Raw genomic sequence first — 14856 nt, 5'->3', positions numbered from 1 at the left:
GTCCGACTGCATGCCAACTGCGTTCGATCCTCGCCCGAACAGAACGGGCAGGCTTACTACGACCGCCGGCGTGCTCGGCAGCGCGTGCAGGCACAATAGGTGCAGGTGCATGCGGCGTTGCGCGAAGTTGGACTAAGGGGTTCACGGACGACATGGATTTCTCCCGAGCGATGATCGGCAGAATGATCCTATGGCGTGCATGTTTCAGCGGCATTCCCGTTCGCCGCGTTCGGGTTACCGTTGCAACGCGAACGGTCGCGCGTGCGGAGGCGCGGCTGCAGCGCAGCGCGGCGATATCGCCTGCGCTCGATCGCTGCGCCACTACAGCGGCTCGACCGGAAGCGTGAAGACATAGCCCACGCCGCGCTCGGTTCTGATGACCGAGGGCGCGCTCGGATCGGTTTCCAGCTTGCGGCGCAGGCGCAGCACCTGCACATCGATGCTGCGGTCGAACACGTCCTCATGGATGCGCGTGGCCTGAAGCAGATGCTCGCGCGAGAGCGGCCGCTGCGGGGCGTCGAGGAACGCGACCAGCAGCGTATATTCACCCTTGCTGAGCGCGACCGGCTCGCCCTGAGCATTCGTCAGGCGCCGGTTCCTGCGATCAAGCTGCCAACTGCCGAACCGGCAGCGTCCCTTTTCGATCTCGCGCTGCGCCGCGACCCGGCCCGCCTCGCGGCGTCTCAGCACCGCACGGATGCGCGCCAGCAGTTCGCGCAGCCCGAACGGCTTGGTGATGTAGTCGTCGGCGCCGAGCTCAAGGCCGACCACGCGATCGATCTCGTCGCGGCGGTGGCCGGTCGCGATGATGATGGGCACATCCGAGCTGGCGCGAATCTCGCGCAACAGATCGAGCCCATCGTCCTGTCCCAGCCGCAGATCGAGCACCACCAGGTCGGGATTGGCGCGCGTCAGCAGGGCCGCCACCTCGTCGCGCCGTGTCGCCGAAACCGCCCTGATGTCGTGATCTTCGAGATAACTGGTCACGAGGTGACGCATGGTGCTGTCATCCTCGACCACCAGGCAAAGGGGGAGGCGCCGCTCCTGATGTCCCGGCGGTGTCGATTCGGCGAGAGCCGCGCCCCCCTTTCTCTCGACGTGGTTGCTGGGGTCAGTGCAGCTCGCCGGACCTTCGGTCCTTTCGCTCATCTACTATCTCCGTCGCCCCGGTACTGGCATACTAGGTGCAATTTTGCGTTGCAGCACAATTTTCGGAGAGGACGCCGCTGTTGTTACGGCTGTAACGCAAAAGAGAGAATCGAAAATCCATTTGAATGGCGCGGCGGCCGACCTCTGGTTGTGGCGGGCTGTCGCCTCTGAGCGGCAGTGAACGGCCATGGTTCCACCCAAGCCGATCTCGCGGACAGCCTCCTCCTCGTTGCTCGATCGTTACGCAAATGCGGCATTCGAGGGCGCCTTGGCCGACGCGCCGAGGCGGTCCCTACGTGAATCGCGTGTATTGGTGTGTCGCCGTTGTGTTGCAATCGTAACCATCTGGCGCAGCCGCGAAATGACGGGGTAACGCCATCCCTCCATTCCTGATTGCCGCCGGATGGTCGCTGACAGCCCGCAGCTCCTCGGCCATCAGAGGAATGGATCCATTCGCGCGCGTTCGCGAACCCGCTTGCGGCGGTGTGAGTTTCGGCATCATCATTCCGGGGTGGCCCGCAGAGCCGAGACCGGAATGACGTCGCTTGCCCGTTACTTCTTCGTGGCCTTGGCGCGCGCGATGCTCTTGTTCTAGTTGCTTTCGGCCTCGTCTCGAATCCCGATCTCCCGCCCGAGACGAACAACCTCGCGCACCAGGAGACTGAGATCGGAGCGCCGTGTGCGATGATTGTTGATCGCGACCCTCAGGCAGTGCTTGCCACGAACGGTCGTGTCTGAAACCGCGGCGATACCGTCTTCTTGCAGTCGGATCATGATTTCGACATTGAGACGCTTCAAGGCAACTTCGTCGAGGCCAGGCGGACGATAACGAAAGCAAACAATATTGATCGTCGCCGGCGCGACACTTTCGAGCAGTGGCTCTAAGGCAATCAAACCGTCGAGGTAATGACCCTGGGCGATATTCTGATCGATGAGCCGCCCGAATTTCTCCACGCCGTGCTCCTTCAGCGCCATCCAGACCTTCAAGGCGCGAAAACCGCGGCTCGTCTGTAACCCGTACTCATAGAGCCACTCGGCGGACGCGATCCCACGCGTCGTCTTCTCCAGATACTCCTGCGCCACTGAGAAGCTCGCAAGATGAGCAGCGGCGTCGCGAACCAGGACGCATCCGACTTCGAAGGGAGCATGCAGCCATTTGTGCGGGTCTAGTGCGACGGAATCAGCATGCTCCAGACCTCGAACACGATGGGCGTTCTTCGGTGCAATGGCGATGAGAGCCCCAATGCAGCCGTCAACATGGAACCAGAGATTCTCCTTCTTTGCCAGATCGGCAAGAGCTTGAAGATCATCGATCGCCCCGGTGTTGACCGTCCCGGCGTTGCCGATCACGCAAGCCGGTTGAAAGCCGGCCATTCGGTCCTGCGCGATCGATGCCCCGAGCGCATTGAGGTCGATGCGGAGATCGCTCCCTGTCGCAATCCGTTGAAGCGCGCCGTTTCCCAGCCCCATCGCTTCGATAGCCTTGCGATGACAACTATGGATCTGGTCCGAGCCGTAGAATCGAAGTGGCTTCTCGATGGCCGCAACCCCGAGTTCACGCACGTCGATACCCGCCTTGACATTGCGGGCGACGATCAGGGCTACGGTATTGGCCATCGATCCACCGCTGACAAGCGTGCCGCTCGCCGAACGTGGAAAGCCGATCATCTCCTTGCACCAGTTGACAACCTGTTCGTCCACCTTGGCCGCGGCGTGATCCCCGCCGCCAAGGTTTGATCCCTGAACTGCCGCCAGAAAGTCCGCCAGTGCTCCCGTGAAGTTGCTCGACCCCATATACCAGGCCCAGAACCGCGGATGGATGTTGCCCATTGGATAGGGCATCACCGTTTCGGCGACTTCGCGGTAGACGTCCGACAGCGGCATGGACAAACGGGGGAGGGGCGTCTCGAAGGAGCTCCTGACCTCGCGAGGCATATCCCGCCATACCGGACGATCCCGAATATCGCGCAGATAGGCGATCGAGTCGTCTACAGCGCGATGTGCGAGCGCTCGCGCATCGGCCCAGTCCCGGGGATCGAGCGTTTCTTCGTGCGCACGGTTTGCGGGCGGAGGCTGTACTTTCATTTTCAGATCTCAGGCCGCCGCGAACCGGCAACTCGGGGTCGAACGGGAGAGCGCGAGTTCCTCCTCATTCATTTCCGCTGCAATGGAATCGAACAGCGGCGTGCTGAGGTATCTTTCCCCGGTATCCGGCAACATGCATAGGATCACCGATCCGGCCGATGAACGTTCGGCTATCCGGCGCGCGACTGCAAAGGTCGATCCACCTGAAATTCCTGTGAAGATGCCCTCCTTGTGGGCGAGCTGCCTGGTCCAGGCTATGCCGTCAGCGCCGGCGACCGAATGGATTTCGTCATAAAAGCTGGAATCGATGCTCTCTTGCAGCACGGCAGGAATGAAGTCCGGGGTCCAACCCTGGATCGGATGCGATTCCCAGGCCGGATGGCTGCCCGACGGTGCTCCGTCCGCAGTACGCCGTTGCACAGCAGCGCTGCCAACCAATTGAGCGTTCGCAGGTTCGCACAGCACGATACGAGTCTCGGGTCGTGCGCGCCTCAGCACGCGAGCAACGCCCGTGATCGTTCCCCCGGTCCCGTAGCCGGTGACAAAGACGTCCAGGCGCTGACCAGCAAAGTCATTGATGATTTCCCGACCGGTCGTGCTCTCATGGATGTCGGCGTTTGCCTTCGTCTCAAATTGCCGAGCGAGGAACCAGCCGTGGGTTTCGGCCAACTCGACCGCCTTCTGATACATGCCGAACCCCTTCTCGGCCCGCGGCGTCAGCACCACTTTGGCACCGAGCATGCGCATAAGCTTCCGTCGTTCGACCGAGAAGCTGTCTGCCATCGTCACCACGAGAGGATAGCCTTTCTGGGCGCACACCATCGCCAGCCCGATGCCGGTGTTGCCGCTGGTGGCCTCGACAACAGTCTGGCCGGGCTTGAGAGCGCCGGCGTGCTCGGCCGCCTCGATCACGTTCAGCGCGAGCCGATCCTTGACGGACGAGGCCGGATTGAAGAATTCCGCCTTGACGTAAATTTTCCTGCCGTCGACACCGAGATTGTTCACTCGGATGACGGGGGTGTCGCCGACCGTGTCAAGGATGCTGTCGAAAAGACGGCCACGGCCCTGCGTGCTTCTGATGGGTGTTGCAGCCGGCATAGTTGTCTCCTGTCTGGCTGGCGAGGCAGCCGGCGCAATGCCGGGTGCGGCCGAACGAATTCAATGATACAAGCTCCTGGCGTTCTCCGCCGTGGGAGCGACCGTGGAAATGACTATGGAATTGGGTTTGTTAGGAGATCATCGCGAGATCGTCGACATTCGGATCCGCATGCTGGGCCCGCTCGCAATTGAGCGCAGGGACAGGCCGCTGGAACTACCAGCCTCACGCAAGACGTGCGGCCTCCTCGCTTATCTCGCGCTGACAGGCCGCCCGGCGCAGCGTGGCCGGCTGTGCGAATTGCTGTGGGATGAAGCAGCCAACGATCCGAGGGGCGAGCTACGTTGGTGCCTCAGCAAGCTGAGGGGCCTGTTCGGAGACCCGGGCGGAAAGATCGTCGTGACCGCCGGTGACGCGGTCGCGCTGCAACTCGACGGTTGGTTCGTTGACGCCATCGAAGTCGCTTCCGCTATGGAAAGCGGGGTGGAGAGGTTGAGCGTCGAGCAACTGCAGGCTCTGTCGGAACTGTACAGGGGCGAACTGGTCGAAGGGCTCGCCATCGAGCGGTGCCCCGAATTCAACCTGTGGCTGACTGGGCAGCAAAGCCGATACGCCGCATTCCGCGCTACGCTCCTTCAACGGCTGGTCGAGGGCCTGCCTGCAGATTCCACCGAGGGCCTCGCCGCGGTTGAAAAATGGGTCGTTGTCGCTCCGTTCGACCCCAAGGCGCAGATCGAATTGCTGCGCCGCCTTGCTCTGCGCGGTCGCATCGATGCGTGCAAGCGGCAGCTGGCCGCGGCGGCGCGGCTGTACGAATCCGAGGCTCTCGATTTTGAGCCGGTCCGGAAAGGGTGGCGGGAGGTATCGGACGCGCCTGCTGCGGCTCCGAGCACCGTCATCGCGGTCTCATCTGCAGCTCCGGCGGTTGGCACAGGGGCCGACAACGGCTCGAGAGCGGCGCGCCGACCGTCGCTGGCTGTGATGCCTTTCCATGCGCTGCCAGACCGGCGGGAAGGTTCCGGCGAAACGGCTGACGGCCTGACGCATGACATCATTACGCGTCTCGCCAAGCTGCGGAACTTCTTCGTCATTGCCGAGGGGTCCGTCTTTGCGCTCGGCGGCCGACGCATCGGACCAGAAGAAGCTGGCCGACGGCTCAATGTCGACTACGTGGCCAGCGGATCGGTTCGCCGGCGGCTCGGCCGGCTTAGCGTAAGTGTAGAATTGATAGAGACCGCCACGGCGAGAATCCTCTGGACGGAGGATTTCGATTGCAAGCAGGACGACGTCTTTTCGGTCATCGACGACATCGGCAACCGGATTGTCGCGTTGATCGCGAGCGAGATCGAAACAGTTGAGCGCAATCGCGCGGTGCTGAGGCCACCGGACTCGCTCGATGCGTGGCAGGCTTATCACCGCGGCCTTTGGCATATGTACCGCTTCACCCAGAGGGAGAACGAAACCGCCAGGCAGTTCTTCGAGATGGCTGTGCGGCTCGATCCAACGTTCTCACGTGCCCATGCCGGCCTTTCGTTCACCCATTGGCAGAGCGCATTCCAGCATTGGGGCGATCGCGAACAGCAAACGATCCACGCCTTGGAGACCGCGGGGCGCGGCCTGATCGTTGACGAACACGATCCCGCGGTGCATTGGGCGATGGGGCGGGCACTTTGGCTCAGCGGCCGGCACGACGACGCGATCGGCGAGTTGCAGCACACCGTAGACCTCAGTCCGAATTTCGCGCTCGGTCACTACGCGCTCGCTTTCGTACATTCGCAGTCAGGCGATCCGCTTGCCGCGATCAAGGCTGCCGACCACTCGCGCCTTCTGAGTCCATTCGATCCACTTCTGTTCGGCATGCTGGGAAGCAAGGCGATGGCCCATGTGCGGCTCGAGCAGTTTGACGAGGCCGCCGCCTGGTCGGCGAGGGCGGCGATGCAACCGAACGCGCATGTTCTGATCCTCGCGATCGCCGCCTTCTGTCACGCGCTCACAGGCCAGATCGAGCAGGCGCGTGCTTACGCGAGCGCAATCCGCAAAGTGCGGCCTCTGTTCACCGTCGATGATTATTTGAACGCGTTCCAGTTCTCCGCCGATGCGGCCTTGCTGTTTCGCAAGGCCGCCGAAACAATCGGTTTAGCTTGAGGCCCGCTATACTGGCGCGCTCAATGGGCGATCGAAAATACCTGACGGCGGATGAAGTCTCGGTGCGCTACCGTGGCGTCGTAAGCGTCGGGACGCTGCGTAACCGGCGAGTACTGCGGGTGGGCCCGGCATTCGTCAAGATCGGAAAAGCAGTCCTTTATCCGCTTGATGAACTCGACGGGAGCGCCAGTACCGGCGCTTGGAGGTGTCCTTGTCGGAGGTGGTCACACCTGTGTGGGGCGAGGACCCGCTTCAACTCGTGCGCTACAACGGCTATCCCGCGGCGCCCTGTCTCGCATCATCGTCTCGCCGGCGGGGAACCGCGTCCATGGTCCATGGCCTGCGCCTTCAGCCAGGCGCGCGTTTGATCGAGCACTTCGTCGGACAGCACCGGGTCATCAATCGCGCACGCCAGGATCATCGCCCCGACCATCGCCGCTGGCGCATTTGGCGCGCATGTCGTCCAATCGTGACTTTCCAATACTATTGCGCCAACGTTGTCAGACGCGGAGTTCTGGCGTGCCAACGCGCGCACCTGGGAGAGCGCTGTCGTGACCTCATCCTGGTGACGCTCCACAACGGAGCGAAGTCAGGCGGCTATGCGAAGCGGCGCGGCAGCGGGACCGTTGCTCGCGCCACCATGCCGCCCGGCAACACCGCCGACCACGCTATTTCATGAGAGGTCGGAGGTTGCAGTCGCCGGAGCCGTCCCATTCTCGAGCGTTTGTGCGGAGCCCGGCGACGCCGAGCAGGTTGATGGCGCGGCAGGCGATTTGCTCCACGACGTCATCGAGCGACTGCGGCCTCAGGTAAAATGCCGGCAGTGGGGGCGCGATGATTGCACCAATCTCGGAGGCCTGCGTCATCGCTCGCAGATGGCCGAGATGCAGCGGGCTCTCGCGCACCAGCAGGATCAGCCGGCGCCGCTCCTTGAGCTGGACATCGGCGGCGCGGACCAGGAGATTGTCGAGCTGGCCCCAGGCGATCGCCGACAGGGTGCGGATTGAGCAGGGCGCCACGATCATGCCGGCTGCGGAAAACGAGCCGCTGGCGATGCAAGCACCGATGTCGGTGACGTCATGAACATGCGTCGCGAGATCGCGCAGCCGCGCCAGGCTGTCCGGGCCGACCTCCGCGTGCAAGGTGCGCGCGGCAGCGCCCGACACCACGAGATGGACCGCGCATTGCGGCTGCTCAGCGAGCCGTTCGACGATGCGCGCGCCGATCGCGGCTCCCGAGGCGCCGCTGATGCCGACGATGATGTGGCGCTGCCCGCTCATGCCGAGGCCGCTCGACCGGCTCCGGCCTCGGTGAGGCCGAGGCTCGGCCACATCGCGTCGACCCGCGCCGCCACGCCGGGGTCCATCGCCAGCACCTCGCCCCAGGCGCGCTCGGTCTCGGCGCCGAGCTTGGTCGTGGCGTCGATGCCGAGCTTCCCGCCGAGGCCCGATTTCGGCGAGGCGAAATCGAGGTAGTCGATCGGCGTGTTTGCAAGCGGCAGCAGGTCGCGCGAGGAGTCGCTGCGCGTCGCCACGGCCCACATCACTGCGCGCCAGTCGCGGACGTCGATGTCGTGGTCGACCACGATGAGGAGCTTGGTGTAGCTGAACTGCGGCAGCATCGACCATAGGCCGAGCATGATGCGCCGCGCCTGGCCCGGATAGCGCTTTTGGATCGCCACGATAGCGATCCTGTAGGAACAGGCCTCCGGCGGCAGATAGCAGTCGACGACTTCCGGGAATTGTTGTCGGATCAACGGAACGAACAACGTATTCAGCGCCTCGCCGATCCGAGACGGCTCGTCCGGAGCGCGCCCCGTGAATGTCGAAAGATACAATGGGCTACGACGCGTTGTGATCGCGGTGACCCGAAGCACCGGAAAGCTCTCGACAGCATTGTAGTAGCCGGTGTGGTCGCCATAAGGGCCTTCAGGTTCAGTTTCGGTTGCTGAGACGAATCCTTCGAGCACGATCTCAGCCGTCGCTGGGACCGATAGCGGCACCGTGAGGCACGCGACGAGCTCGGGTCGTTCGCCGCGCAATATGCCCGCGAAGCGCAACTCGGAGACGGTCTCGGGTAACGGCAGCACGGCGCTGAGGATGGTGGCGGGATCGGCGCCGATCACGATCGCGATCGGCATGTCGCGCCCCTGCGCCTGCCATTGCTGATGGTGGCGGGCGCCCCCGCGATGCGCGAGCCAGCGCATGATGGCGCGGTCCCGGCCGAGCACCTGCATGCGGTAGACGCCGACGTTTTCCTGCTCGCCGGCGGACGCGTCCGGTGGGACGGTGATGACGAGCGGCCACGTCAATAGCGGCGCCGGCTCCCCGGGCCAGCAGATCTGGGCCGGCAGCGTGGTCAGATCGATGTCATCACCCATCGTGACACATTCATGCACCGGCGCGGCTGAGCGCAGCCTCGGCCGGGTTGACAGCGCTGCGCGCGCCAGCGGCAGCTTTTGCAGCGCCTGCCTGAGGTCGCGCGGCGGCTGCGGGGCGCGCAGCTCTGCCATCATCTCGCCGAGCTCCGCCAATCGTTCCGGCTCCACGCCCATCCCCCAGGCCACCCGCTCCACGGTGCCGAACAGGTTGGTGACGAGCGGCATCGTCGAGAGCGAACCGCACGCCTTGATCGGCCGTTCGAACAGCAGCACCGGTCCTTCGGCCGAGATGACGCGGCGATGGATCTCGGTGATCTCGTGGACGACCGAGACGCGATCGCGAATGCGTCGCAGCTGCCCCCGCTCGTCGAGAAAGCGCAGGAAATCCGATAGCTCGCGGAAGCGAGGGACATCACGTCGCACCGAAAGGGCTCCGTTCAAAAAGCACCTCGTAGCTGGAACAATCGCGGTGATCTTTGTTCCGGGTCAAATACTTCCGCCACCGATCCGGCCAGAGCTTGCACCATGAGCTCTCTTCAGGACGCGTCCTCGACGTCATTGCCACTCTTGCCGCCGCTGCTCAGGCAGGTGCTGCGGCCGTTGCCGTTGCTGCCCCTGCAGATCGCGCTCGGCGCCGTCCTGCGCGGGATTCTGCGCCGCCATCCGCATCTGTTTGACCGGCTCGGGTCTCATCGCGGAAAGCGCTTTGGCATCAAGCCGACCGATTTGCCGTTCGCCTTCGTGATTCAGGCAGGGCCAGGGCAGCCGCAACTCGCGGCGGTGCGCGAGCTGCCCACCGACGTCGATGCTGCCATCTCGGCCTCGATCGTGAGTCTGCTGGCGCTGGTCGAGGGCCGGCTCGACGGCGATGCTCTGATGTTCGCGCGCCAGCTCGTGATCGAGGGCGATATCGAGGCGGTGCTGGCGCTGCGCAACGCGATTGATGATGCAGGTCTGGACTTGGTCGGTGAGATCGCGGCGCTTTCGGGTCCGTTCGGCGAACCCGCGCAGCGCCTGCTCGCGGCCGCGCGCGACTCGCTCCTGAAATCGACGACGAACGAAGGCGGGATGCGACGATGGAGCTGATCTGTCCGGCAGGGACGCCAGCGGCGCTGAAGAGCGCGGTCGAGGCCGGCGCTGATGCTGTCTATTGTGGATTCGCCGACGAGACCAATGCACGCAACTTTCCGGGGCTGAATTTCAGCCGCGAGCAGCTGCGCGATGGGATCGCGTTCGCGCATCGGCGTGGCGCCAAGGTGCTGGTCGCGATCAATACTTTCCCGCGTGCCGGCGCCGTCGACGTGTGGCGCCGCGCGGTCGACGATGCCGCGGAGGCGGGAGCCGACGCCCTGATCCTCGCCGATGTCGGGCTGATGGACTATGCCGCGCGGCGTCATCCGGAACAGCGACTGCATGTCTCGGTGCAAGCGGCGGCGGCGAACGTCGATGCGATCGCGTTCTATGCCGAGAATTTCGGCGCCCGCCGCGTCGTGCTGCCGCGCGTGCTGAGCGTGCCCGAGATCGCCGAGATCACCCGTGAGACAGCTTGTGAGACCGAGGTGTTCGTGTTTGGCGGACTGTGCGTGATGGCCGAAGGACGCTGCTCGCTGTCATCCTACGCCACCGGCAAGTCGCCGAACATGCAGGGCGTGTGCTCGCCGCCCAGCCACGTCGCCTATCAGGAGACGCCACAGGGAACGACCTCGCGGCTCGGCGGCTTCACCATCAACCGCTTCGGACGCAACGAGCCGGCGGGCTATCCAACGCTGTGCAAGGGCCGCTTCTCGACCGCGCAGGGCGCTGGCTACATCTTCGAGGATCCGGTCAGTCTCGATGCCACGACCTTGCTCGCCGGCCTGCGCGAGGCCGGCGTCACCGCGCTCAAGATCGAGGGACGGCAGCGCGGCCGCGCCTATGTCGATGGCGTGGTGCGGCATTTCCGCAGCGTGCTCGCCGCGCTCGATGCCGGCCGGTCCGCCGACGGGCCCGATCTCACGGCGTTCACCGAAGGGCAGGCCACCACGCAGGGCGCCTACCGCAAGACCTGGCGTTAGGACCAAATGACAGCGGCGGATCAAAGCGTGCAGCAAATACAACTCACTTTGGGGCCTGTGCTCTACAACTGGCAGCCGGAGCGCTGGCGGGACTTCTACTTTCGTATCGCCGACGAGGCGCCGGTCGACCACGTCGTGGTCGGCGAGGTCGTCTGCTCGAAACGCGCGTCGTTCTTCGAGCCCTATTTGCCTGAAGTCATCGAGCGGCTTACGGCGGCCGGCAAGCAGGTGCTGCTGGGATCGCTGGCCCTCGTGTCGTTGCGGCGCGAGCGCCGGCAGACGGCAGGACTCGCCGAGTTCGGCGGCGGTCTGGTCGAGGTCAACGACCTCACCTGCCTCAAATCGATCGCCGGCCGGCCACACGCCATCGGTCCCTTCGTCAACATCTACAACGAGGCCAGCGCCGCGTTTCATGCCGCCAAGGGCGCCACCCGGATCTGCCTCCCGCCGGAACTGCCGCTGTCCTCGGTGGCCGCCATTGCCGGCGCCTTGCCGCAGGTGGCGATCGAAGTGTTCGCCTTCGGCCGTGTGCCGCTGGCGATTTCCGCGCGCTGCTATCACGCCCGCTTGCACAAGCTCGCCAAGGACAATTGCCGCTTCGTGTGCGAGCAGGACCCGGACGGGCTCGTCGTGACGACGCTGGAGAATCAGGCTTTCCTCAACATGAACGGCGTGCAGACGCTGTCACACAGTTGCGCCAACCTGCTCGGGGATCTCGATCGTCTGAAGCAGAGCGGCGTGAGATCGCTGAGGCTGTCACCTCAGGCTTGCGACATGGTCGCGGTGTCCAAGCAATTCCAAGCGGTCCTGGCGGGCCGATTGGAAACCGAAGCAGCAACGGACCGCTTGCGCGAGATCTATCCGGACGTTCCATTCAGCAACGGATTCTTGTACGGCGCCCCCGGTGCGTCATACGTCTCGGGGTAGGTACTGTCGTGTTCCAATGGTGGCGGTCCAGACGACGGAATGCACGCTGCTACAACGCCGGAGGCTTCGCGGATCTTCGCAGATGTTCGGATGGCAGGAGATGCGACCGATTCCTCGCGTCATGCGTCATTGGGGCGCGCATCTATATTGTGTTGCGCGAGTCTCCGCTATCGCTGCTGAAGGCAACGACTGCGACCTTCTCCCACGCGTTGACCATTTGTTTGCCCGCGGCGACGACACGGCTCCTCGGCGCCGCTCCGACCCGATCCGCCTTGCGCACTGGATGACGGTGACGCGTCAGTGTCATCAGCGACTGCATGATGCTTGTGACGCCGGCGGGGCTCTATTGCGCAGGTAGGCCGGCGTCGACCATGAGCTGAATGATCTGCGCGGCCACCTCGCGATATACTGGACTGGTGTTCTTCATCGGCGGCGCAATGTTGAGCGCCGTCGTGCCGGGGCGCATCTTCAGTCCTTTCTGGATCGCCGCTTTCGCCTCCTCGGTCTGGCCGGCCTTTTGGTAGGCTGCGGCCAACAGCATGTAGGGACGTCCGGTCGCAGCCGTGATGGCGATCGAGCGCTGCAGCCACGGCAGGGCGTCGTCGGCGCGATCCATCATCAGGTATGCCCATCCGACGCCGAGCAGCCAGGTCCACCGCGAGACCGGTGGCGTGTCATAGCGGTCGGCCTGCTGGAAGGTCGCGAGCGCATCCTCGAAGCGGCCAAGATGCAGCTGTCCGAGACCGACGAGATACAGCGCGAGCCCGTCCCAGGGATCGAGGCCCAGGGTTCGGGCGCAGATAACGAGGCTTTCGACGAAACGGTTGGTCGCACTGAGGAAGCGGCAATAGGTCTCGAGCGCCGCAATCGAGTTCGGCTTGGCGCGCAAGGCGCGCTCCAGATTCGCGGCTGCCTGGGCCTCGGCGGCGACGGCGGCATCGGGATTGTACCAGACCATCTGGATGCCGCGCATCTGCAGCGCTGCAAGCGCGACCGCCGCGTCGATATTGTCGGGCTGGTCGGCGAGCGCATTCTGCAGCATCGTCTGCGCCATGCCGAAGCGCTCCTGCGTGACACTGTTGATCGACGCGGTTGCCTGCTCGATGGCGGCCTTGGCGCCGCCCGCCGTGATGCCGCCATCTGCTGCAGCGGTTCCGGTCTCGGTCAGCTGGTTGAGACGGCGCGCCAGCACATCGCCAACGCCCGCGGCGAGCCGCGTCTGCTGCAGCCGCGGATCACGGTCGTCGGCGTCGACGGAAATGGTCGCGACCGCCTGAACCTTGCCGGTGGCGATCTGGACCAGGCGGGCTCGCAAGATCCAGGATGGCCCGCTGCGCTGCAGCTCACCGCGAATCTCGAAATCGGGCGATGCCGCGGGCGCGGCAGCCTGCTCCGGGTGCGGTGCCGGCGGTCGCGGTGCGACCACGCTGATCGTGTCGATCCTGGCGAAGCCGTCGGTCAGCCGGCCGGCGATCTCCGCCGCCATCGCCGCTCCGCGCGGATCGTCGCTGGCATCGGTTATCGCCATCACCTCGACCACCGGCGGCGGGCGCTTGAAAATGAGGTCCGATCTCAACAGCGGCGCGGCGGCCGCAAACCCGACGATGGCGCAAAGTCCGGCGACGGTTGTGATCGCCTTCCGCCCGCCCAGGGCCGAGAACCATGATGATCTCACCGGCTCAGTCGCCGGTTCGGCCGGAGCGACGACGTCGAGGTCGGAGGCGACCGCCGGCGCGCCCTCCGGACAGTTCACATCGCGCGATATGGCCGAGATCTCGACCGTAAAGATGTATCCACCTCCGGACGCCAATTTGATTGTCTGCCGCCGGTCGTCGCCGAGCGCGGTACGGATCTCCCGGATGCATTGAAAGAGGCTGTCTTCGCCGACATGGACGTCCGGCCAGACCGCCTCCATCAGCTCCTGCTTGCTGAGCAGGCGTCCAGGGTTGGCGACGAACAGCCGCAGCATTTCGAACGTCTTCGGGCGCAATTTGACCGGCGCGCCGTCAGGTCCGCGCAGTTCGGCGCGCGGCAGGTCCAACTCGAATCCGGCAAAGCGGAATTTCATTCATCTACTCCCAGATCGCCGGCTGTCCGGGCAGCATCGAGGTACCAATAAGTCGCCAGACCATGGACCGAAATCGTGTTGAGGCGAAAATTTCAGAAAACCTCAGAAACGAAAACCTTATCTAAATACCACACTTTCGATAACGTTAAACGACTTGGGCGTTTGTCCGGCGGCTCCTGCACGGCGACCGCGTGTCGTCGCTCGCAAGCCGCCTGTCGTGAAGCCGCCCGCCCTGCAAGCCGGCTGCGGAGCAGGTTCGTCTGGCGAGAGCGTAGCGTTGGCGCGGCATCCGTCGACAGCGAAGCGTTGCCGGCCGCGCACCGAGGTCCGTGTTCTCCGCAGTCAGGCCGGGCCCGCCGTGCCCATGTCGCTGTGACGCCGCCTCGCATGGCGGGTGTGCTCCGGTCACGGGTGGATCGGAAGGCTCACGCGGCGGGCATCAGACAATTTGAGAAAATTTCAGAATCCAGCTGCCGGCCTCATCAGGACTTCCCGTCGTCCAAATGAGACACGAATGCCGGAAGGAAGCGCTCGACAGTCCCGGCGATAAATGACCTGGACAGGTTTGGTGAGGCCTTCGCCGACGCAACGACGACTGCAGAAGCATGGCGCTGACCACAGACGAGATTCTTGATCATCCTGCCCCGGAGCCGAGCGTTCGCGGCCAGACGCAAGTCCTGCTCGCGAAGCACGTGGCCGCTTCCGCCATGGCATCGCTCCTTGCGACCCGGCGGCGCGGGCTGGTGGCGCATTCTGCGCTCGCGCGCATGAGATCGGATTCCGCGTCTGCCCCCTCTTGGAGACGCGGGCCGCGCGGCCTGCCCGGCGCTGAGGGCGCTCGCTGCCGCTCACATACGTCCTGGACGCACCGTCTCACGAGGAAATTTTGATGTCGGAAACGACGATCGGGACAGCTTATCATTTTTCGTCGGATACGTCGCAGATCTCATCG

General features: G+C 64.4%; 10 protein-coding genes and 2 pseudogenes. 5 read left to right on the top strand and 7 right to left on the bottom strand.

The annotated features are described in order from the left end of the window. Positions 1-321: 321 nt before the first annotated feature. The 3 genes from LQG66_RS17620 to cysK form a co-directional block, all read right to left on the bottom strand. The gene (locus LQG66_RS17620) at positions 322-1149 is read right to left on the bottom strand and encodes a response regulator (protein ID WP_256460627.1); all 828 of its coding nucleotides are present in this window, start codon (positions 1147-1149) and stop codon (positions 322-324) included. Positions 1150-1740: 591 nt separating this feature from the next. Then, positions 1741-3234, bottom strand: a complete 1494-nt coding sequence (locus tag LQG66_RS17615; RefSeq protein WP_231327449.1) for a pyridoxal phosphate-dependent decarboxylase family protein — start codon at positions 3232-3234, stop codon at positions 1741-1743. 9 nt (positions 3235-3243) lie between these two features. Further along, positions 3244-4332, bottom strand: a complete 1089-nt coding sequence (gene cysK / locus LQG66_RS17610) for a cysteine synthase A (protein WP_231327448.1) — start codon at positions 4330-4332, stop codon at positions 3244-3246. Between the two features lie 115 nt (positions 4333-4447). Between cysK and LQG66_RS17605 the strand changes: the two genes are divergently transcribed. Both LQG66_RS17605 and LQG66_RS17600 read left to right on the top strand, forming a co-directional pair. Beyond that, complete coding sequence (locus LQG66_RS17605; protein WP_231327447.1) at positions 4448-6475, top strand: transcriptional regulator; 2028 nt, start codon at positions 4448-4450, stop codon at positions 6473-6475. 23 nt (positions 6476-6498) lie between these two features. Further along, positions 6499-6654 (top strand): annotated as a pseudogene (locus LQG66_RS17600) (DNA-binding protein); the annotation flags it as partial. Positions 6655-6773: 119 nt separating this feature from the next. Here LQG66_RS17600 and LQG66_RS17595 read toward each other — a convergent pair. The 3 genes and pseudogenes from LQG66_RS17595 to LQG66_RS17585 all read right to left on the bottom strand — a co-directional run. Next, positions 6774-6914, bottom strand: a pseudogene (locus LQG66_RS17595) (TetR/AcrR family transcriptional regulator); the annotation flags it as partial. 229 nt (positions 6915-7143) lie between these two features. Beyond that, complete coding sequence (locus tag LQG66_RS17590; RefSeq protein ID WP_231327446.1) at positions 7144-7755, bottom strand: UbiX family flavin prenyltransferase; 612 nt, start codon at positions 7753-7755, stop codon at positions 7144-7146. Further along, the gene (locus LQG66_RS17585; protein ID WP_231327445.1) at positions 7752-9278 is read right to left on the bottom strand and encodes a UbiD family decarboxylase; all 1527 of its coding nucleotides are present in this window, start codon (positions 9276-9278) and stop codon (positions 7752-7754) included. Before LQG66_RS17585 ends, LQG66_RS17590 begins: the two co-directional genes overlap by 4 nt. A gap of 144 nt (positions 9279-9422) precedes the next feature. Between LQG66_RS17585 and ubiT the strand changes: the two genes are divergently transcribed. From ubiT to ubiV, 3 genes are read left to right on the top strand one after another with little or no spacing between them, the layout of a single operon-like run. After that, positions 9423-9941 carry a ubiquinone anaerobic biosynthesis accessory factor UbiT gene (ubiT, locus tag LQG66_RS17580; protein WP_231327444.1) on the top strand — a complete coding sequence of 173 codons (519 nt, stop codon included), beginning with the start codon at positions 9423-9425 and terminating at the stop codon, positions 9939-9941. Then, positions 9932-10909, top strand: a complete 978-nt coding sequence (ubiU, locus tag LQG66_RS17575) for a ubiquinone anaerobic biosynthesis protein UbiU (protein ID WP_231327443.1) — start codon at positions 9932-9934, stop codon at positions 10907-10909. The genes ubiT and ubiU overlap by 10 nt, the downstream gene beginning before the upstream one ends. Before the next feature lie 36 nt (positions 10910-10945). Beyond that, entirely contained in the window at positions 10946-11836 is an 891-nt protein-coding gene (gene ubiV, locus LQG66_RS17570) for a ubiquinone anaerobic biosynthesis protein UbiV (RefSeq protein ID WP_231327836.1), read from the top strand. Between the two features lie 343 nt (positions 11837-12179). Here the strand turns inward: ubiV and LQG66_RS17565 are convergent, their stop codons facing one another. After that, positions 12180-13904 carry a winged helix-turn-helix domain-containing protein gene (locus LQG66_RS17565; RefSeq protein ID WP_231327442.1) on the bottom strand — a complete coding sequence of 575 codons (1725 nt, stop codon included), beginning with the start codon at positions 13902-13904 and terminating at the stop codon, positions 12180-12182. Between the last annotated feature and the right edge of the window lie 952 nt (positions 13905-14856).

Origin of the sequence: Bradyrhizobium ontarionense (assembly GCF_021088345.1) — a bacterium.
Lineage (GTDB): Bacteria > Pseudomonadota > Alphaproteobacteria > Rhizobiales > Xanthobacteraceae > Bradyrhizobium > Bradyrhizobium ontarionense.
This window is presented reverse-complemented; position numbering and strand designations above follow the sequence as displayed.

Coding starts and splice junctions, on each gene's coding strand:
- LQG66_RS17620 (WP_256460627.1), bottom strand. CDS start 1,149: ATGAGCGAAAGGACCGAAGGTCCGGCGAGCTGCACTGACCCCAGCAAC.
- LQG66_RS17615 (WP_231327449.1), bottom strand. CDS start 3,234: ATGAAAGTACAGCCTCCGCCCGCAAACCGTGCGCACGAAGAAACGCTC.
- cysK (WP_231327448.1), bottom strand. CDS start 4,332: ATGCCGGCTGCAACACCCATCAGAAGCACGCAGGGCCGTGGCCGTCTT.
- LQG66_RS17605 (WP_231327447.1), top strand. CDS start 4,448: ATGGAATTGGGTTTGTTAGGAGATCATCGCGAGATCGTCGACATTCGG.
- LQG66_RS17590 (WP_231327446.1), bottom strand. CDS start 7,755: ATGAGCGGGCAGCGCCACATCATCGTCGGCATCAGCGGCGCCTCGGGA.
- ubiU (WP_231327443.1), top strand. CDS start 9,932: ATGGAGCTGATCTGTCCGGCAGGGACGCCAGCGGCGCTGAAGAGCGCG.
- LQG66_RS17565 (WP_231327442.1), bottom strand. CDS start 13,904: ATGAAATTCCGCTTTGCCGGATTCGAGTTGGACCTGCCGCGCGCCGAA.